This is a genomic window from Jiella pacifica (genome assembly GCF_010500815.1).
Taxonomy (GTDB): domain Bacteria; phylum Pseudomonadota; class Alphaproteobacteria; order Rhizobiales; family Rhizobiaceae; genus Jiella; species Jiella pacifica.
In genome coordinates, this window is the sequence record NZ_JAAAMG010000012.1 from 128,628 (window position 1) to 147,033 (window position 18,406).

22 protein-coding genes and 1 other RNA gene are annotated in these 18,406 nt (G+C 67.5%); 7 read left to right on the forward strand and 16 right to left on the reverse strand.

What is annotated here, in order from left to right; all coding sequences use genetic code 11:
- Positions 1-22: 22 nt before the first annotated feature.
- Both GTK09_RS15515 and GTK09_RS15520 read right to left on the reverse strand, forming a co-directional pair.
- Positions 23-844: a TIGR00282 family metallophosphoesterase gene (locus GTK09_RS15515; protein ID WP_163464113.1), complete on the reverse strand. Its 822-nt coding sequence runs from the start codon at positions 842-844 to the stop codon at positions 23-25.
- Positions 844-1,485, reverse strand: coding sequence for a glutathione S-transferase family protein (locus tag GTK09_RS15520; protein WP_163464114.1), 642 nt, complete (start codon positions 1,483-1,485; stop codon positions 844-846). Before GTK09_RS15520 ends, GTK09_RS15515 begins: the two co-directional genes overlap by 1 nt.
- A 136-nt stretch (positions 1,486-1,621) precedes the next feature.
- On the opposite strand from GTK09_RS15520, the gene GTK09_RS15525 reads away from it, so the two are divergent.
- The gene (locus GTK09_RS15525; protein WP_246217931.1) at positions 1,622-2,140 is read left to right on the forward strand and encodes a CAP domain-containing protein; all 519 of its coding nucleotides are present in this window, start codon (positions 1,622-1,624) and stop codon (positions 2,138-2,140) included.
- A gap of 48 nt (positions 2,141-2,188) precedes the next feature.
- Here GTK09_RS15525 and GTK09_RS15530 read toward each other — a convergent pair whose 3' ends face one another.
- Together GTK09_RS15530 and ssrS are read right to left on the reverse strand one after the other, a co-directional pair.
- A complete protein-coding gene (locus GTK09_RS15530) occupies positions 2,189-2,761 on the reverse strand; it encodes a 5-formyltetrahydrofolate cyclo-ligase (RefSeq protein ID WP_163464118.1) in 573 nt (190 codons plus the stop codon).
- Between the two features lie 90 nt (positions 2,762-2,851).
- Positions 2,852-3,008, reverse strand: a non-coding RNA gene (gene ssrS / locus GTK09_RS15535) — 6S RNA.
- Between the two features lie 278 nt (positions 3,009-3,286).
- On the opposite strand from ssrS, the gene msrB reads away from it, so the two are divergent.
- The 3 genes from msrB (at position 3,287) to GTK09_RS15550 (ending at position 5,354) form a co-directional block, all read left to right on the forward strand.
- Complete coding sequence (gene msrB / locus GTK09_RS15540) at positions 3,287-3,688, forward strand: peptide-methionine (R)-S-oxide reductase MsrB (RefSeq protein WP_163464119.1); 402 nt, start codon at positions 3,287-3,289, stop codon at positions 3,686-3,688.
- Between the two features lie 146 nt (positions 3,689-3,834).
- A complete protein-coding gene (locus GTK09_RS15545; protein WP_163464121.1) occupies positions 3,835-4,707 on the forward strand; it encodes a GGDEF domain-containing protein in 873 nt (290 codons plus the stop codon).
- Between the two features lie 221 nt (positions 4,708-4,928).
- Positions 4,929-5,354, forward strand: a complete 426-nt coding sequence (locus GTK09_RS15550) for a gamma-glutamylcyclotransferase family protein (RefSeq protein ID WP_163464123.1) — start codon at positions 4,929-4,931, stop codon at positions 5,352-5,354.
- A gap of 49 nt (positions 5,355-5,403) precedes the next feature.
- On the opposite strand, the gene dxs is transcribed toward GTK09_RS15550, so the two are convergent.
- From dxs to aroC, 4 genes are all read right to left on the reverse strand, one after another.
- On the reverse strand, positions 5,404-7,320 hold the full coding sequence (gene dxs / locus GTK09_RS15555) for a 1-deoxy-D-xylulose-5-phosphate synthase (protein ID WP_312869901.1): 1,917 nt from the start codon (positions 7,318-7,320) through the stop codon (positions 5,404-5,406).
- A gap of 278 nt (positions 7,321-7,598) precedes the next feature.
- Positions 7,599-7,871, reverse strand: a complete 273-nt coding sequence (locus GTK09_RS15560) for an exodeoxyribonuclease VII small subunit (RefSeq protein WP_163464127.1) — start codon at positions 7,869-7,871, stop codon at positions 7,599-7,601.
- A gap of 66 nt (positions 7,872-7,937) precedes the next feature.
- The gene (locus tag GTK09_RS15565; RefSeq protein ID WP_163464128.1) at positions 7,938-8,864 is read right to left on the reverse strand and encodes a histone deacetylase family protein; all 927 of its coding nucleotides are present in this window, start codon (positions 8,862-8,864) and stop codon (positions 7,938-7,940) included.
- Positions 8,865-8,928: 64 nt separating this feature from the next.
- Positions 8,929-10,029 carry a chorismate synthase gene (aroC, locus tag GTK09_RS15570; RefSeq protein WP_163464131.1) on the reverse strand — a complete coding sequence of 367 codons (1,101 nt, stop codon included), beginning with the start codon at positions 10,027-10,029 and terminating at the stop codon, positions 8,929-8,931.
- Positions 10,030-10,391: 362 nt separating this feature from the next.
- Between aroC and GTK09_RS15575 the strand changes: the two genes are divergently transcribed.
- Entirely contained in the window at positions 10,392-10,640 is a 249-nt protein-coding gene (locus GTK09_RS15575) for a DUF1344 domain-containing protein (RefSeq protein ID WP_163464133.1), read from the forward strand.
- Between the two features lie 3 nt (positions 10,641-10,643).
- On the opposite strand, the gene GTK09_RS15580 is transcribed toward GTK09_RS15575, so the two are convergent.
- Positions 10,644-11,576: a LysR family transcriptional regulator gene (locus GTK09_RS15580; protein WP_163464135.1), complete on the reverse strand. Its 933-nt coding sequence runs from the start codon at positions 11,574-11,576 to the stop codon at positions 10,644-10,646.
- Positions 11,577-11,724: 148 nt separating this feature from the next.
- Between GTK09_RS15580 and GTK09_RS15585 the strand changes: the two genes are divergently transcribed.
- Positions 11,725-12,363, forward strand: a complete 639-nt coding sequence (locus tag GTK09_RS15585; protein ID WP_163464136.1) for a pyridoxamine 5'-phosphate oxidase family protein — start codon at positions 11,725-11,727, stop codon at positions 12,361-12,363.
- An 85-nt stretch (positions 12,364-12,448) separates the two neighbouring features.
- Here the strand turns inward: GTK09_RS15585 and GTK09_RS15590 are convergent, their stop codons facing one another.
- The 7 genes from GTK09_RS15590 to GTK09_RS15620 all read right to left on the reverse strand — a co-directional run bounded on the left by GTK09_RS15590 (position 12,449) and on the right by GTK09_RS15620 (position 17,470).
- A complete protein-coding gene (locus tag GTK09_RS15590; RefSeq protein ID WP_163464138.1) occupies positions 12,449-13,210 on the reverse strand; it encodes an ABC transporter ATP-binding protein in 762 nt (253 codons plus the stop codon).
- On the reverse strand, positions 13,152-13,961 hold the full coding sequence (locus tag GTK09_RS15595) for an ABC transporter permease (protein WP_203561056.1): 810 nt from the start codon (positions 13,959-13,961) through the stop codon (positions 13,152-13,154). Before GTK09_RS15595 ends, GTK09_RS15590 begins: the two co-directional genes overlap by 59 nt.
- Entirely contained in the window at positions 13,951-14,952 is a 1,002-nt protein-coding gene (locus GTK09_RS15600) for an ABC transporter substrate-binding protein (protein ID WP_163464140.1), read from the reverse strand. Before GTK09_RS15600 ends, GTK09_RS15595 begins: the two co-directional genes overlap by 11 nt.
- 94 nt (positions 14,953-15,046) lie before the next feature.
- Positions 15,047-15,637, reverse strand: coding sequence for an energy-coupling factor transporter transmembrane component T family protein (locus GTK09_RS15605; RefSeq protein WP_163464141.1), 591 nt, complete (start codon positions 15,635-15,637; stop codon positions 15,047-15,049).
- A complete protein-coding gene (locus GTK09_RS15610; protein WP_163464143.1) occupies positions 15,634-16,308 on the reverse strand; it encodes an energy-coupling factor ABC transporter ATP-binding protein in 675 nt (224 codons plus the stop codon). Before GTK09_RS15610 ends, GTK09_RS15605 begins: the two co-directional genes overlap by 4 nt.
- 10 nt (positions 16,309-16,318) lie before the next feature.
- Complete coding sequence (locus GTK09_RS15615; protein WP_163464145.1) at positions 16,319-16,876, reverse strand: biotin transporter BioY; 558 nt, start codon at positions 16,874-16,876, stop codon at positions 16,319-16,321.
- A gap of 117 nt (positions 16,877-16,993) precedes the next feature.
- Entirely contained in the window at positions 16,994-17,470 is a 477-nt protein-coding gene (locus GTK09_RS15620; RefSeq protein WP_203561059.1) for a hypothetical protein, read from the reverse strand.
- A 117-nt stretch (positions 17,471-17,587) separates the two neighbouring features.
- Between GTK09_RS15620 and GTK09_RS15625 the strand changes: the two genes are divergently transcribed.
- A complete protein-coding gene (locus tag GTK09_RS15625; protein WP_163464147.1) occupies positions 17,588-18,268 on the forward strand; it encodes a DUF1223 domain-containing protein in 681 nt (226 codons plus the stop codon).
- Positions 18,269-18,406: the final 138 nt, after the last annotated feature.

The window sequence follows — 18,406 nt, forward strand, 5'->3', positions numbered from 1 at the left end:
GGCGGCAAATGAAAGTCCGCTGTCACCAAAAATCCGGGCGGCATTCCTCGAGCCGCGGGCCGATCCGCACCGCCGAGACCTTTTCGGCGAGGCCGGTTCGGTCGGAAATTTCGACGGCCAGCCCACAAATCGTCGCCGGTCCTTGCGCCGCCTCGAAGCGGCCGCGCGGCACCTTGGTGACGAAGCGGTTGAGCGGTTCCTCCTTCTCCATTCCGAGGGAGGAATCGTAGTCGCCGCACATACCGGCATCGGACTGATACGCCGTGCCGCCCGAAAGGATCTGATGGTCGGCCGTCGGCACGTGAGTGTGGGTGCCGACGACGACGCTGACCCGACCGTCGAGGAAGTGGCCCATCGACTGCTTCTCCGAGGTGGCCTCGGCATGGAAGTCGATGACGATCGCATCGGCCTGTTCGCCGAGCGGGCAGGAGGCGACGAGTTGATCGGCCGCGGCAAACGGGTCGTCGAGATCAGGCGACATGAACACCCGGCCCATGATGTTGGAAACGAGGACGCGCGCGCCGTTCTTCGCGTCGAACAGCCCCGATCCATTGCCCGGAGCGCCCCTCGGATAGTTCAACGGGCGCAGGAAGCGCGGCTCGCGCGGAGCAAATTCCAGCGCCTCGCGCTGATCCCAGACGTGATTGCCGGTGGTCATCACGTCGGCGCCGGCCGACAGCGTCTGATTGAGGATCTCCTCGGTGATGCCGAAACCGCCAGCGGCGTTTTCGCCGTTCACCACCACGAAATCGAGCCGGTAGTCGGCGACGAGGCCAGGGAGGGCGGAAAACACCGCATTGCGGCCGGAGCGGCCGACCATGTCACCGAGAAAGAGAAACCGCATCAGCCGGATTTGTCACGCTTTGCCACGTCGAGCTTCTCGATAGCGCGTTTGACCGCCGGGCGCGACCCCACACGCTCGGTCCATGCCATCAGGGCGGACAGATCTCTCGCGCCGGCGTCCTTCAACCCGGAGAGCCCCGAGCGCACCCAGCCGAAATTGATGATGTCGGCGATCGAATAGTCGCCGGCGAGCCACTCGCGATCCTTCAGACGGTCGTCGAGAACGCCGAGGAGGCGCAGCGATTCTTTCCTGTAGCGCTCCACCGCATAGGGGATCCTTTCCGGCGCGGCAGCATCGAAATGGTGCCATTGGCCGAGCATCGGTCCTGTGCCGCCGACCTGGAAGAAGGTCCATTGCAGCGTCTCGTGGCGGGCGGGGCCGGCGGCGGGCAGGAACTTGCCGGTCTTCTCCGCAAGATAGACGAGGATCGCGCCGGACTCGAAGACGGTATGGCCTTGGCCTCCCTCATCGTCGACGAGCGCCGGGATCTTGCCGTTGGGGTTGATGGCGAGGAAGTCCGGGGTCTTCTGCTCTCCGGCGGAGATGTCGATCATGCGCAGGCGATAATCGAGCCCGCATTCCTCGAGCATCAGGACCGGCTTTTCTCCGTTCGGCGTTTGCCAAGTGTAAAGGTCGATCATGAAAAATCCTCGGTCGGACGTCATGGGCTTGGGCGGGAATGCGGGCAAGAGTTAGGTCGCTTCGCCTCGGCGAAAAGGAAGGGGGCGCCGCAGCGCATCCGAGCGACACGATCTGGGGGATATCGAAATGACTGCCATGCATCGTCGATCTTTCGAGGCGCAGCTGCCGATTCGCGCGGCTCTGGCGCTGCTCGTCTCGCTGATGCTGACCCTCGGCCTCTCGGGCTGTGCGGGCGGCCTCGGCAGCGTCGACGTCGCCTCGACCCGCAACGTTCCCGTCGACCGGCAACTGGCGCTCTCCTCGATCAACGGCTTCCGGGCCGAGAACGGCCTGCCGGCCCTGCGCTTCGATCCGCTGCTCGATCAAGTGGCGGAACGCCAGGCGCGGGCGATGGCGGCGCGCGGCGATCTTTCCCACAGTGTCGACGGCACTCTGCCCGACCGGGTCAGGGCCTATGGCTACGACGTCTATGCCGCGGCAGAGAACCTCGCATGGAACTATCGCTCGGTTCCGGCTGTCATCACCGGCTGGAAGAACTCCGCCGGTCACCGCAAGAACCTGCTCAACCCGCGGGTTCGTGATGTCGGCTTTGCGGCCGCGGCCGGCCCGAAGGGGGAGCCATATTGGGCGCTGATTCTCGGCGCGGCGGAGTGATTTCGCCGGCGAGCCGCTTGCCGGACGCTCGCGTCCGACGCATCGCCCCTACGGCTGGATGATCTCGCGCTCGGTCACGACGAGGTCGAGTGGCACGTCGTGGGCATCCATCGGCACGGCCTCGACCTCCTGGCAGGCAAACGCCATCCCGACCAGCAGGGGCGACAGCCCCTTGTCGCGCAGGGTCGCGATCGCCCGGTCGTAATAGCCGCGGCCATAACCGACCCGGCCACGCCGGCGGTCGAAGGCCGCGAGCGGAACCAGCATCAGCTCCGGATCGAGGACCGCCGCGTCATTTCCAGGCGCGTAGGTGCCGAAGCCCTGCGGTTCCAGTGGTGCGCCGCGGACGAGCTCGCGGAACTGAAGCGCGCCGTCCACGATCGCCGGAACGCAGAGCCGCGCCCGGCGGTCGGCGAAGGTCATCATCAGCGGGCGAATGTCGATCTCTGAGCGGATCGGCAGAAAGCCGGAAACCACGGCGGGCGCGACCGAGACGGCGGCCGTGGCCCGGTCGCAGACCGCAAGCGAGGCTTCGATGCGCTCCGAGTCGGCCATCGTATCGCGACGGGCGAGGGCGTTGCGGCGGATCGTCGCCTTGCGCTCTTTGCTGTCTGAAACCATCGTCGACGAGATATTCCGGATTCGTTCGGGGCAAAAGCGCTGGCACCCTTGCCCTACCTGGCGAAAAGGGCGGCGGCAGAAAGGGTGAGACGGCGAGCCACCCGGCCGATGGAGAAGTCGAACCCGGGAACCTACAACGTAGGTGGGCGCCATATGCCCCAGCCCACGGGCCGAGGCAGGGACAGCTCCCTTGGGAATGACTAAGGCCCCGAGGAAATGTTACCCCTGTCGAACCGCGCAGCCCGCCTGGAACCAGATATAGGCCGCCAGGATTCCCGGCGAAAGGGCCGGGCGGAGAAAATCGCTCGGCGCCGTCGTACCTTCTATACGGTGCGGAGGAGTCAGGCGATCTGAGGTATTGTCCACCACGGGGCCGGATGCGGGCGGGCGGATACCTGCCGAAGCCACAGCGCGATCAACCTGGGGATCCGATCGTATTGCCTTTCGGGCGCTTGATCCGGAGGCTGTCCCGCCACAATTTGGGGCCGAGACGGCTGGCAATGGCAAGCCCAAGAGGATGAAATCATGGATCATAGCAGCTTCCCCGTCACCCGCACCGATGCCGAATGGCGCGCGATGCTGACCCCGGAGCAGTACGAGGTGATGCGCGGCCATGGCACCGAGCGTCCCGGCAGTTGCGCCTTGCTGCACGAAAAGCGCGCCGGGGCCTTTTCCTGCGCCGGCTGCGGCCAGCCGCTGTTCGTCGCGACCCGCAAATTCGAAAGTGGCACCGGTTGGCCGAGCTTCGACACGCCGGTCGAAGGTGCCGTGGAGGAGACCGTCGACCGCAGCTACGGGATGGTCCGCACCGAGGTCCACTGCAGCCAGTGCGGCAGCCATCTCGGTCATGTCTTCCCCGACGGACCGCCGCCGAGCGGCCTGCGCTACTGCATCAATGGCGTCGCGCTGAATTTCGAGCCCGAGTGAGCCCATCTCCCGACGCCTTGCAAGCCTCCGTCGAGCGGCTCGACCGGGGCTTTTCGTCCAACGGAAACATTCGTCGCCCGCGATGAAGCGCCTCTCCGGTTCGTGGTGGGGCAAGTGACGGCGCCTTGCGCGGGAGGGATTCGTCGATGCGGTTCTATGCGTTCATGCAGTGGGTCGGCTGGCCCCGCTCGTATCGCGGCAAGATTCTGGCCATCTGCTTCGTCGGAACGCACGTCCCGCTGATCGCGCTGATCGCCTGGCTCATCGGAAAGGGACGGATCGAGGACAATCTCGCCGAGATCCTGGTGGTGCTCGTCGCGACGCTCGTCGGCACCGCCGGGGCGCTGCTGGGCCTGGCGGCGATGCTCTCGCCGATCCTGCGTGCGACCGAGGCGTTGGACGCCTATGCCGGGATGCGTCGGCGCCCCGATCTTCCCACGATTCACGGCGACGCGGCAGGCCGGCTGATGGCGAGCGTCCAGACGACGATCATGCAGCTCGACCGGACGATCGAGACGCTGGAAAGCCTCTCCGTCACCGACCCGCTGACCGGGCTCTACAACCGCCGCTGGCTCGACGACCGTGGCGAACGCATGGTCTCGGAGGCTCGACGCGAGAAGCGCCCCCTGTCGCTCCTCGTCATCGACGTCGATCGCTTCAAGACCTTCAATGACGAACACGGACATGCCGTCGGCGACCAGGTCCTGATCCTCGTCGCCGATGCGATCCGGGAGGGCTCGGGGTCGGGCGGCCACGGGGTGCGGCTCGGTGGCGACGAGTTCTGCGTCCTCCTGCCGGAAGCCGACCGGGAGGCCGCGGCGGCGGCGGGGAGGCGCATCCGTCTCGCCACCGAACTCGGCGTCGAGAGCTTCATCGCCGCTTCCGCCGAGGTGACGCTCAGCATGGGACTGGCGACGCTCGGCCCCGGCGACCGGACGTTCGACGGCTTGTTCGCGAGGGCGGACGAGCAACTCCTGACGTCGAAGCGGAAGGGCCGAAACCGCCTGTCGGCAAGCTGAGCTCGCTCGGCGGGACGTGGTGGCGGAGAGGACCGGCGGATGTCCGCGCCCGCTTGGGCCCTCGCATCGCGATCGTCGCCGATGAGCCCGCACAGCCCGACGGATGTGACGACGTCGGGCTAGCGTCGTTGACGCCGCCCTCGGGATCGCCTCTGGCTTCGGTCGGCACCAGATTGTATGTGCGCCGAAGACGTTCAGACGCACGGCACTGGGGCGAACCGATGCCAGACTATTTCGCCTTTTACGGGACGCTGATGGACGGCGCCGCCGATGCCGACACGCCCATCACCGAGGGATTGGTGCAAAAGGTCGGACCGTGCAGACTTGCCGGCACCCCGCGCGATCACGGCGCTTATCCCGGCTATTTTCCGGAGCAGCCGGCCGCCGCCGCGGTCGATGGTGTGGCTGGTGGCCTCGTCGTCGCCGAGCTGCACGAGATTCTGCGGCCGGAGGCCTTCGCGGTCTTCGACGCCTGGGAGAACTACGATCCGGCCGACGAGGCCGGATCGATGTATGTCCGCCGGAAGCTGCCGCTGGCCGAACCCGCCGGCACCGTCGCCTGGGTCTATGTCTCGCAGCTGCCGGCGGGCGACCCCGCCGTGCCGGGCGGCGACTGGCGGGCCCATCGCCCCCGATCTTCCTGCTGACCCGGGCGGGGCACCGCCGCGGCTGAAAGCCGCCGCGTTAGGATGGTGCCTACGCCTGCAACTGCCGGCTCGCCTCGGTGCCCAGCGCCCGGAACACCGTGTCGACGATGGCCTTGGCGTCGAGGCCGGCCTCGCGGATCATGCCCTCCGGCGAGGCGTGGTTGACGAAGCGGTCGGGCATCGCCATCGGGCGCACCTTCAGCCCACCGTCCAGGAGGCCGTTCATCGCCAGGAACTGCATCACCTGGGAGCCGAAACCGCCGACCGCGCCTTCCTCGATGGTCACCAGAACTTCATGCTCGCGGGCAAGGCGGGCGATGAGGGCCGTATCGATAGGCTTGGCGAAGCGGGCGTCGACGACGGTGGTGGAAAGGCCGAAACCGTCGAGTTCCCGCGCCGCTGTCAAGGCGTCGGCGAGCCGCGTGCCGAGGGACAGGATGGCCACCTTGGTGCCTTCCTTGATCACCCGGCCCTTGCCGATGTCGAGGATCTCGCCCCGCTCCGGCATCTCCGCGCCGACGCCGTTGCCGCGCGGATAGCGGAAGGCGATCGGCCCCTCGTCATAGGCGGCGGCAGTGCGCACCATGTGCTTGAGCTCCGCCTCGTCGCCGGCGGCCATCACCACCATGCCGGGCAGGGAGGTGAGGAAGGCGACGTCAAAGGAGCCGGCATGGGTCGGCCCATCGGCGCCGACGAAGCCGGCCCGGTCGATGGCGAAGCGCACCGGCAGATGCTGGATTGCGACGTCGTGGACCACCTGGTCGTAGCCGCGCTGCAGAAAGGTCGAATAGATCGCCGCAAACGGCCGGTAGCCTTCCGAGGCAAGTCCGGCGCAGAAGGTGACGGCATGCTGCTCGGCGATGCCGACGTCGAAAGTGCGGTCCGGAAAGCGGGCGCCGAACTTGTCGAGGCCGGTGCCGGCGGGCATCGCGGCGTTGACCGCGACGATCCTGTCGTCCTCCTCGGCCTCGCGGATCAGGCTGTCGGCGAAGACGCCGGTGTAGCTCGGGGCGTTGCCCTTCGACTTCGACTGGGCGCCAGTGATGACGTCGAATTTGGAGACGCCGTGATACTTGTCGTCGGAGCTTTCGGCCGGGGCGTATCCCTTGCCCTTCTTGGTGACGACATGGACGAGGATCGGACCGCTCTCGGAGTCGCGGACGTTCTTCAGGACCGGCAGGAGGTGGTCGAGATCGTGGCCGTCGATCGGTCCGACATAGTAGAAGCCGAGTTCCTCGAACAAAGTGCCGCCGGTGAAGAAGGCCCGGGTATATTCCTCGGTGCGGCGGGCGCCCTCGCGGAAGGGGGCGGGCAGATGCTTGCTGAAGCTCTTGGCCCGGTCGCGCAGCGAACGGTAGGTCTTCCCGGAGACGAGCCGGGCGAGATACGAACTCATCGCGCCCGTCGGCGGGGCGATCGACATGTCGTTGTCGTTGAGGATGACGATCAGCCGCGCATCGAGGGCGCCGGCATTGTTCATCGCCTCATAGGCCATGCCGGCGCTCATCGCGCCGTCGCCGATCACCGCGACGACGTTGTTCGTTCCGCCGGAAAGATCGCGGGCGACGGCCATGCCGAGGCCGGCGGAGATCGAGGTCGAGGAGTGCCCGGCGCCGAAGGGGTCGTATTCGCTCTCGGTGCGCTTGGCGAAGCCGGACAGTCCGTTTTCCTGGCGGATGGTGTTCATCCGCTCGCGCCGGCCGGTGAGGATCTTGTGGGGATAGGCCTGATGGCCGACATCCCAGATCAGCCGGTCGCGAGGGGTATCGAAGACGTAGTGGAGCGCGACGGTCAGTTCGACGACGCCGAGCCCGGCGCCGAGATGGCCACCCGTCTTGGAGATCTGGTCGATGAGATCGGCACGCAGTTCGTCGGCGAGTTGCGGGAGTCGTTCCTCTTCGATGCCGCGCAGATCCTCCGGATACCGGATCCGATCGAGCAGCGGCGTATTCGACGTTTCTGCCACCTCAAAACCTTTCAACGACACTGACGCTCCGACCGACGGACGCTTTGACCATTCCCGCCGCCATGCCGCGATTCCAGAGCGAGGCATGACGACCCGACTGCTTTAGATCGTTCACAAACTGCGCCCTTCAAGCGCAGAACCGCAAGCCCGGCCAAGCAATTCGCTCGAATGACGGGCCGAAGCCGGGCAGCCGACAGCCATGGCCGTGCAGCGTCTTGCCGGTTGGCGAGAGCGGCGGGCCGCTTCCCACCACGGGTTCCGAGGCGGCGGACGAGGGTTCAGCCCGGATCGAGCGGCTCGGTGCCGACGGGCTTGCCGGCGCGATTGAGCTTGATCTTCTCGACCTTGTCCTCGGCGGCGGACAGAAGCCGCTCGCAATGGTTCTTCAGCTTTTCGCCCCGCTCGTAGATGCGGATCGAGATGTCGAGCGGTACGTCGCCACGTTCGAGATCGGTGACGATCCGCTCGAGCGCCGCGATCGCATCCTCGAAGCTCATACGCTTGATGTCGGAATCGTCCGCCGGCAGCGGCGTCTCAGCGGTGTCCGCCATGGTCGGTGCCTTTCGTCATTGGTGTTTCCGGCCGCTGCGAAAGAGCGCCGGGCGGGCGTCGTCGGCTCAGCCGGTCATCAGCCGCCGCACGTGGGCGGCCGCGGAAAAGGCGAGGCCCTGGAGGTCGTAGCCGCCTTCGAGGAGGCTGACCAGCCGCCCGCCGGAATGCCGGTCGGCCACGTCGAGGAGCTGGGCGGTCGCCCAGTCGAAGTCGGCCTCGGTCAGGTTGATGTTGGCGAGCGGATCGCGCCAGTGGGCGTCGAACCCGGCCGAGATGATGACGAGATCCGGCTCGAAGCCTTCGAGCTCCGGCAGGATGCGCTCGCGCATCGCCTCCTTGAAGGCGTCGCCGCCGTCGCCGGCCAGGAGCGGTGCGTTGACGATGTTGCCTTCACCTCGCTCCGTCTTCGCCCCGGTGCCGGGATAGAGCGGCATCTCGTGGGTGGAGGCGTACATCACCGAGGCGTCCGACCAGAAGATGTCCTGGGTGCCGTTGCCGTGATGGACGTCCCAGTCGATGATGGCGACCCGCTCCAGCCCGTGCACGGCCTGGGCGTGGCGGGCGGCGATGGCGGCGTTGTTGAACAGGCAGAAGCCCATGGCGGTGGCCCGCTCGGCGTGGTGCCCGGGGGGCCGCGAGGCGACGAAGGCGTTCTTCGCCGCGCCCGAGATCACGTCGTCGACGGCAGCGGTCGCAGCGCCCACCCCATGCATGGCGGCGGCGAAGCTCTTCGGGCTGACGAGCGTGTCGGATTCGATCCGGCTGAGCCCCTCCTCGGGGATCGTCAGGGCCACCTTGCGGACGTAGTCCTCCGGATGACAGCGATAGATCGCCTCGAGCGCGCCCTCCGGCGCCTCGACGCGGTCGAGCAGGTGGAACGTCTCGGCTTCCAGCGCTGCGGCGATGGCCTTCATCCGGTCCGGACGTTCCGGGTGGCCGGGGCCGGTCAGGTGCTCGGCGAAGATCTCGTGAAAATAGAGCCGCGTGTTCATCTTACCGAGCTAGCGCCCTCCAGGCCAAACTTCAAATGGTCCGGCCTCTGCCAGGCGAGCGGCGTCAAACACGCGCCACTCCGACCTGCCCGCGATCGCGCAGGTAATGATCGGCGATCACGCAGGCGACCATCGCCTCGCCGACCGGCACCGCCCTGATCCCAACGCAGGGATCGTGCCGGCCCTTGGTCATGACGTCGACGGCGTTGCCGTCGGCGTCCACCGACTGGCGCGGGGTCAGGATCGAGGAGGTCGGCTTGACGGCGAAGCGGGCAACCACCGGCTGTCCGGTGGAGATGCCGCCGAGGATGCCGCCGGCATGGTTCGACAGATAGTCCGGCCGGCCTTTCTCGCCGGGGCGCATCTCGTCGGCATTGTCTTCGCCGGAAAGAGCGGCGGCGGCGAAACCGTCGCCGATCTCGACGCCCTTGACTGCATTGATCGACATGAGACCCCCGGCGATGTCGGCGTCGAGCTTGCCGTAGATCGGTGCGCCGAGGCCGGCGGGAACGCCGTCGGCGACGATCTCGACCACTGCGCCGACCGAGGAGCCGCGCTTGCGAACGCCGTCGAGATACTCGGCCCAGCGAATGGCCGTCTCGGCGTCGGGGCAGAAGAACGGGTTGTTCGAAGTCTCGGCCCAGTCCCAACGGGCCCGGTCGATCCAGATGTCGCCGATGGCGACGAGGGCGCCGCGCACAACGAGGCCCGGCACGACCTTGCGGGCAATGGCGCCGGCAGCGACCCGCATCGCCGTCTCGCGCGCCGAGGATCGGCCGCCGCCGCGATAGTCTCTTATGCCGTATTTGACGTCGTAGGTGACGTCGGCATGGCCGGGCCGATAGCGCCGGGCGATGTCGGAGTAGTCCTTGGAACGCTGGTCGGTGTTCTCGATCTGCAGCGCGATCGGCGTCCCCGTCGAGATATATTCGCCCTCTGTCTCGCCGGGCATGACGCCGGAGAGAACGCGCACCGCGTCCGCCTCCTGGCGCTGGGTGGTGTAGCGCGACTGGCCGGGACGCCGGCGATCGAGCTCGGCCTGGATCTCGGCGAGGGTGAAGCGGACGTTCGGCGGCGTGCCGTCGATGGTGCAGCCGATCGCCGGCCCGTGGCTCTCGCCCCAGGTGGTGACGCGGAAGAGGTGGCCGAAGCTGTTGTGCGACATGGACGCTCGGGGCAGGGGGCGATGGCGGGGCAGCGGAAAAGGTTCGCATTTTTCTCTACGCGCAAAGCACCATCCGGTGCAAACGGCGAAAGCGAATGCGGGCGGGATCGGCCGCGGCAGGGGGGGCGGAAGAGCCGGGAATAGCGGCCGGGGTCTGGCCCGCGCGATTAACGAAAGGCTTACCATGCAGGCAAATCTTTCGAAACAATTCTACATGTCCCGGTACGAGTTTGGACACAATCGGAGGCGAGATTTCACCTCGGCCGACGATGGTCCGAAACCCCGGCGCGGGGAGTGCTTTCGAGACGAGGCACGCCGGCGCACTGCCGAGAGGCAGACGGGGTTCCAGCGAGGAGAAAGTCATGACGAGACGTATTCTGGCACTTTTCGCAAGTTCCTTCCTGACCGTCGCAATGTCGATACCGGCGATGGCGGAAGAGACCGACGGCGTCATCGAGTCGATCGATCCGGAGCATGCGCAGCTGCGCCTAAGCGACGGTCAGGTCTACAATCTGCCGCCGGACTTCAACTACGACGCCATCGCCCAGGGCATGGCCGTGGTCCTCATCTACGACGCCGACGCCGAGCGCCCGAAACTTCGGGCGATCTGACCGTCATCCGCTCTCCGCTTCGCGGCCCGACTTTCGGGGTGATCTGAGCCTCGCCTTGAGCCTTCGCACCGCGAAATCGATGAAGCTGCGGGTCTTCAGCGGCAGGACCTGCCGGGGCAGGTGGATGAGGCTGACCGGTAGCGGCTCGGACTCGAAGGCTTCGAGCACGATCTCGAGCCGGCCGTCTTCGACTGCGCCGGCGGCCTGATAGGACAGCACCCGCGTCAGGCCGACCCCCTGTGCCGCGGCGTCCAGGGCGGCCTCGGCGGTGTTCACCGACAGGCGCGAGCGGATGGCGACGCTGCGCAGGCCCGGTGGCCCGACAAAGCTCCACGACGTCGCCGTGCCGGCGACGTCGAAGGTGACGCAGGCGTGCCGCGCCAGATCGGCGGGCACCTTCGGCCTGCCTTGTGCAGCCAGATAGGCTGGGCTGGCGCAGACGACGTGGGTGACGGAGCCGACCCGCAGGGCGATCGTCGCGCTGTCCGGCAAGACGCCGATGCGCAGGGCGAGGTCGATGTGGTCGTCGAGCAGTTGCGCATTGCGGTCGGAAAGCAGCAGCCGCACGCTGATGTCGGGATAGGCGGCAAGAAATTCGCTGACGATCGGCACCATGTGGAGCCGACCGAAGACGATGGGGGCTGCGAGGACGAGTTCGCCCCGCGGCGCGACGTACTCGCCCGCCGCCTTGCGGTCGGCGTCATCGATCTCCGCCAGGATCCGCCTGCAGGCAGCGACATAGTCCGCACCGGATGCGGTCAGGGAAAGCCGCCGTGTCGACCGCGTCAGAAGGCGCGTCCCGCCGAGATGAGCTTCCAGCTCCGCCAGCTTGCGGCTGACCGTGGGAAGGGGAACGCCGAGGCGCCGGCCGGCCGCCGTGAAGCTTCCCGTCTCGACGACCGCGACGAGGATCGTCATCGCCTCGAGGCGATCCATGATTGTCTCATCCAATGAGATAATGCTTCTCAAAGCTACCGCATTATATCTGCCATCAAAAGCCGCTATCTTTTTCTTCGATAGCAGCCTGCAGCCGAACCCCGCCAAGGCTGCCTGAGCCGCAAACCCTTCCGGGAAAGGATCGGTCATGGCCTATGGATTTCTCGACATCGCCGCGACTCCCAGCGTGAAGGCCGCCCAGGCGGAAAACGGCAGCCTCGAGCTGTGGTCGAAGGCCGGGGCGAACCGGACCTTCGACCGCTTCACCGAAGCTGAGTCGGCATTTATCGCGAGCCGCGACAGCTTCTACATGGCGACCGTCTCCGAGACGGGGTGGCCCTACGTGCAGCATCGTGGTGGGCCGGCCGGGTTCCTCAAGGTGCTGGACGAGACGACCCTCGGCTTCGCCGACTTCAGCGGCAACCGGCAGTATATCAGCCTCGGAAACCTCAAGGCCGACGACCGCGTTTCGCTGTTCCTGATGGATTATCCCCGCCGCGCTCGGCTGAAGATCTTCGCCCGCGCCGAGGTCAGGGACCTCGCGTCGGATGGCGATCTCACCGAGAGGCTCGCCCTTCCCGCCTACAATGCCAAGGTCGAGAGGGCGATGCTGTTCCACCTGGAGGCGTTCGACTGGAACTGCCCTCAGCACATCACGCCGCGCTTCACCGAGGCGGAGGTCTCGCAGGCCGTCGCTCCGGTCCGCATGCGGCTGGCGCAACTCGAAGCCGAGAACGAGGCGCTGAAGGCGAGACTTGCCGCCTTGAAGGGCAACGGTGAAGACTGAGCGCCCGTCGCCTTCTTCCAAGGGGGGCTCTTTCCCCGCGGGTGGGCTCTCGCTGCAGGGGCGAGGCGCTGCGTCCGGGCGCTAGCTAGAGAACACCCGAATAGCGCTTGGCGATGGCCGACAGCGTCGTCTCGCGCCAGCGGGTGTCCCGTTCCGCATGTGGCGTGACGATGTCGTGTATGCCGCGGATCCGTGCCGGCCGCTCGGTCAGGAAGATGATCCTGTCCGACAGTTGCACGGCCTCGCGGAGATTGTGGGTGACCATCAGGGCGGTGGTCGGGCGCGCCGACCACACGTCGATCAACAGCTTGCGGAGCCGCGTCGCGGTCTGCTCGTCGAGCGAGACGAAGGGCTCGTCGAGGACGAGCAGCGACGGGCGGATGGCAAAGGCCCGCGCCAGGGCGACGCGGCGGGCGAGACCGAGCGACAGCTCGGACGGATAGCGCGAGCGCATCTCGTCGAGGCCGAGGATCGAGAACAGCTGGTCGAGGTCGCGGCCGGCATCCTCATCGGGAAGCGCGAGGCGGACATTCTCTTCGACGCTGCGCCAGGGTAGCAGCCGCGGCTCCTGGAACACCGCCGCCACCCGGCCGGCGCCGCCCTCCGGCAGCCTCAGCCGCCCCTCGAAATCCGGATCGAGCCCGAGGATGATCCTCAGCGTCGTCGTCTTGCCGCAGCCGGACGGGCCGATCAGCGTCGCAAAGCTCGCCGGCGCGACCTTAAAGGCGATCTCCTCGATCGCCCGCACGTCGCCGCCGTCGGCACCGCGAAAGGTCTTGCCGCGGATCTCAACCTCGAGCGCGCTTGGGCCGCCAGCGGGTGGAGTGGGCTTCGAAAGGTTGGACAAGGAGGAACTCGATGATGAGCATGACGGCGACGAAGGCGAGCGTATAGGCGAGGATCGCGGCGACGTCGAAGAGCTGGAAATAGAGGTTGATCTGGAATCCGACACCGTTCGAGCGGCCGAGCAGCTCGACGACGAGGGCGATCTTCCAGATGAGCGAGATGCCGGAGCGCGAGGCTGCGGCGAAATAGGGCTGAAGCTGCGGCAGCACGACGTGGCGGAGCGTCTTGGTCCAGCCGAAGCGATAGACCTTGGCCATCTCCTCGAGGTCCCGGTCGAGCGCCCTTGCGCCTTCGCGCAGCGTGACGACGACATTGGGGATTTTGTTGACCGCAATCGCGCCGATCGCCGCCGCCTCGTTGAGGCCGAACCAGATATAGGCGAGGACGATGACGACGAGCGCCGGGATATTGAGGAAGAGGATCAGCCAAGGGTCGAAGAAGCGGTTCGCCTCGCGGTTCATGCCGAGGAGAATGCCGATCGCCGAGCCGACCACCATGGCGATGACGAAGGCGCCGGCGACCCGCATCAGCGTCATGGCGAGGTGAAAGAACAACTCGCCCGTCCGTGCGTCGCGCCAGAACGCCTCGACGACCGCCGGCGGCGCCGGCAGGACGCGGCTGTCGGCGACGATCGCCGCGACCCACCAGATCGCCAGAAGCCCGGCCAGCGAGGCGACCGTGACGATGCCTGGGCCGAGGCGCGAGGCGATGCTGCGTTCCGCCGCGACCGGGTGGTCCAGCTCAAGAGCCATTCTTGCCGTCGTCGAAATAGGTGCCGGGGGCGAGCTCCTTCGCCGGCCCGACCAGCCGCTCCCCACCGATTTCGGCGAGCAGCCCGTAGAGCTTTGCCGTGTCCGCCTTCTCCTCGGACGCCGGGCGCGACGGGATACCCTCGCGGTAACGCTCGCGCAGCGTCGTGAAGGTCTTCTCGTCCTCGGCCTTCATCAGCGGCTTCAGCTCTTCCCAGGCCGCGTCCGAGGTGGTGAGCAGTGCCTTCGTCGCCTTGTCGGCGGCGATGAAGCCGGCGATCGCCTCCGGGTTCTTCTCGGCGAACTCGTCGCGGAAGACCCAGCCGATCGAGGCGACCGGGCCGGCGGTGCCCATCTCCATCGCCGCGTCGGTGCCCGAGACCAGCGTGCGAAACCCTTCGGCCTCCAGCCGGGCCGCATAGTGCCAGAAGTTCAGGACGGCATCGAGCTCGCCCTGCCGGGCCTTTTCGGTGAGGAGCGGCGGAGCGCCGTAGACGATGGAGTTTTCGGCGCCGAGATCGACGCCGTGCTTCCGCTTCGCCAGCGCCTGGATGAGCAGCCAGTTCTTGTCGAGCGGGCCGCCGGCGACGCCGATCGTCTTGCCCTTCAGGTCGCTGAGCCTTTGCACCCGGCTGTCGCCGGCGACCATCAGCGATCCGACCGAGGTGGAATAGGGCACGAAGGTGTAGTCCGCGCCCGATGCCCTGAGACGGGACACCCAGAGCCAGTCGGAGACGATCATGTCGACGCTGCCGGCCTGCAGCGCGACGGCCGACGCGTCCTCCCCGGCAAAGGGGACGAGTTCGACGTCGACGCCCGCCTTCTCGTCGAGGCCGGCGCGGGTCATCGCGTCGAGTTCCCAGTTCACCGTGCCGAACTTCAGGATACCGACGCGGATCGTCGGCGTCGCCTCGCTCTCAGCGTGAGCATTCGGGGCGAGTTGAACGGCGAAAAGCAGCGCGAACACAGCCGCGACGGCGCGCATGAGCCGCATGACGATCCTCCCAAAATCGACGATGCCCAAAGCGATCATACGGATTTCAATGGCAGAATGCGATGGTCCGTCGTCCCGAAACCGCGCGAGCGGATCACGACCGCGCATCGATCGCGTCGGTGATCTCGTCGGCCATCTTCAGGAGGCGGACGATCACCGGAACCACAAGGGTGAGGGGCGAAGGCCGGCGGCCCCGCGCCAGCTGCGCCTCGCGCACCTCGCCGGCGATCTGGCCGATCGCGGGGATGAAGCGGATGGCGAGCGAGATGGCGAGGCTGATCTTGGCGACGTCGAGGCCGAGCCGCGAAAGCGGCGAAAGGCCGCGCTCGATCGCGGCGACGAGATCGCTCGTCCGGGTGGTCAACGTCACCAGGCCGGCGGCAAGGACGAGGGCGGCAAAGCGCAGGACGACGAGGACGGCTTCGGCAGGCGTCGCGAGCCAGAGCTGGGCGAGAAAGAGGATCGCGAGGACGAATGCGATCGGCCGAAGTTGGGCCCAGAGGATGCGCGGCCCAAAGCCGGCGAGGCCGTAGAGCGCCAGGACCATCAGGACGCCGAGCGCGGCGAGCCAGAGCGAGGAAATCGCCAGGAGCAGCGTGCCGCCGAGAATGAGGGCGAGGAGCTTGCGGCCCGGCCCGGCGCGATGCAGCCGGCTGTCGCCGGCGCGGTAGAGGCCGACGATCATCCGACGAGCCGCCGATAGGCGTGGATCGCCTCGGCCGGCGGGGCGTCGGCGACGACGCCGCCCTCCTCGAAGACGACGACCCGGTCGAAGTTCTCGAGCAGTCGCAGATCGTGGGTGACGAGGACGACGCGCTGGTCGAGCGCCTCGACGGCGGCCATGATCGTCCGCGTGTTGCGCCGGTCGAGGAGGGTCGTCGGCTCGTCGAGCACCAGCCAGTCGGGCTCGAGGATCATCACGCCCGCCAGCGCCACCATCTGCCGTTCGCCGCCGGAGAGTTCATGGACGAGGCGGTCGCCGAAACCGTCGAGGGAGAAGCGCTTGAGGGTCGCCTCGACCCTTGCGGTGATCTCGGCCTTCGGCAGCTTTCGCCCCTTCAGACCGAAGGCGAGATCCTCGCCGACCGTCGGATAGATCACCTGGTTGTCCGGGTTCTGGAACAGGAAGCCGACCTTGCGGCGGACGGCCCCGGCGTCCTTGCGGGTATCGAGCCCGTCGACGGCAACGCTTCCCCGGCTCGGCAGGAGGAGGCCGTTGAGGAGCCGGGCGAAGCTGCTCTTGCCGGAGCCGTTGGCGCCGATCACGCCGATGCGGCGCTCGCTCAATGTCAGATCGATGCCGGACAGGACGGTGCGTTCGCCGCGATCGAGGCGAACGCCCGTGAGGGAAATCACCGGTTGCCCGTCAGGGCCGGCCATGCGCCGGGCGGATCATCGGATAGGCACGCTTCACCATGAGGATCGCCGCCGCCGCGAGCCCGGCCTTGACGAGATCGCCGGGAATGAAGGCGGCCGAGCCGGTGGCGGCCGTCGCGAGCGGCACGCCGCCGACGAGGGAGATCCAAGGAATGCCGATGCCGTAGAGGACGACGATCCCTCCCACCGTTGCCGCGAGGAAGGCGGTGACGAAGTTGAGCGAGGTCCAGAACCGCTCGACCAGATATCCGGTGACGGCGGCGGCGGCGATCCAGCCGAAGATGAACCCGGCGGTCGGCCCGGCAAAGATGCCGAGACCGCCGCGTCCGCCCGACAACAGCGGCAGGCCGACGGCGACGAGGAGGACGAAGAGCAGCATCGACAGGGCGCCGCGCTTTGCCCCGAGGATGCCGCCGGCCAGCATCGGCCCCATCGACTGGGCGGTGATCGGCACGGCGATCGCCGGGATCATCAGCGGCGGGAAGGCGCCGAGCGCCGCCATCAGGGCAGCGAACAGCGCGACGAGGACGATGTCGCGGGTGGACATGACTCATTCCTTTCGGGACGCGAAACACCGGCCCAATCATCGCACCGCGACGCAAAAATCAATGGGTGAAGGTCCGCCCAGTGGTGCGGCCGCTGGATCGGGCCCTCGCGCGGTACGTTAGGCGGCGTCGCCCTGCTGCGGCGAGGGCCGCCGGTCGGCCGGCGGCGGCTTGCCGGCGGTGCGCCGCCGCCAGCGGCCGGCCCGGTTTCCGGCGAGGATCCAATAGACGAGGGAAAAGGTGAGGGAGGCGACGAGGATCGCCGTCTGGACGCTCATATGCGGCACGTTCGGGCCATAGGCGGTGAAGAGAACGGCGATGCCGCCGAGCAGCCCCGCGACTATGTGGAGGAGCAGCGAGGAGAGGCCCAGCACTTCAGTCGCCACCATGAAGAACAGCCAGGGCAGAAACGCCACGGCGCCGATCTGGACCGTCTGGGCGCCGAAATAGAAGGCCACCTCGCCGATGAAGATCGGATCGAGCGCATCGGGCGTGTTCATCTGCACGAACGGCCATAGCATCGCGAAGGCCGCCGCGAGGCATGCCGCGACATAAGCGAGCGGAACGACGAACAGAAATCTCAGGACCGTGCCCATCGGCGCGAACTCTCTCCAGGCCACACGGAATCGTCATCGAATCCCGATGCGGCGACTGTAACCCCTCCTGCCGCGCCATCGAACCCGGGTCGAGAGCAATATCTCAAGGAGAGATCCATGCTGGCCGGATGGTTCGCCGCCGTTTCGATCGCGACGCGCGCCATCGCGCCGGCCGCCGCCGGGCCTCGGCACGTGGTGGAGTTGTTCACCAGCCAGGGCTGCTCCTCCTGCCCGCCCGCCGACGCCCTGTTGCGGCAGCTTTCCGGCGACGGGGAGGTCCTCGCGCTCGGCTTTCACGTCGACTACTGGGACCGCCTCGGCTGGAAGGACACGCTCGGCTCGTCCGCCCATTCCCTTCGCCAGCGCGACTATGCGGTGCGTCGCGGCGATGGCCGGGTCTATACGCCGCAGGCGGTGGTCGACGGCGGCGGCCATGCGGTCGGCTCGAACGCGGGCGCGGTCTCCGGCCTGATGGGTGCGCCGCTGCCGGTCGCGGTCTGCCTCGACCGCAAGGCCGGGACGGTCAGCATCGGGGGCGGTCGGGGCAGCGCGACGCTTTGGCGGGTGGACTACACCCGCGCGTCTGCGGTGCCGATCGCCCGCGGCGAGAACCGTGGCCGGACGGTCACCTACGTCAACGCCGTGCGCGGACTGACGCCGCTCGGCCGCTGGACCGGCAAACCGGCGCGATTCGCCCTCGGCGCCTGCGCGTCGGCCGAGGGCGCCGACGCCTGCGCCGTCATCCTGCAGGCCGGTAACGAGGATCAGCCGGGGGCAATCTTGGGCGCGGCGGACTGAGAGGGCATCAGGGCGCGGTGACTGAGGTCTGCGTAGCAGCCGCTCCGGCGACTTGCGTGGAGCGCTGAGGGCAGATGTCAGCCGGATCGGGCGGTCGGCAGCGATCACCTCATGGCTCGAACAGGCCGGGCAGGTTGC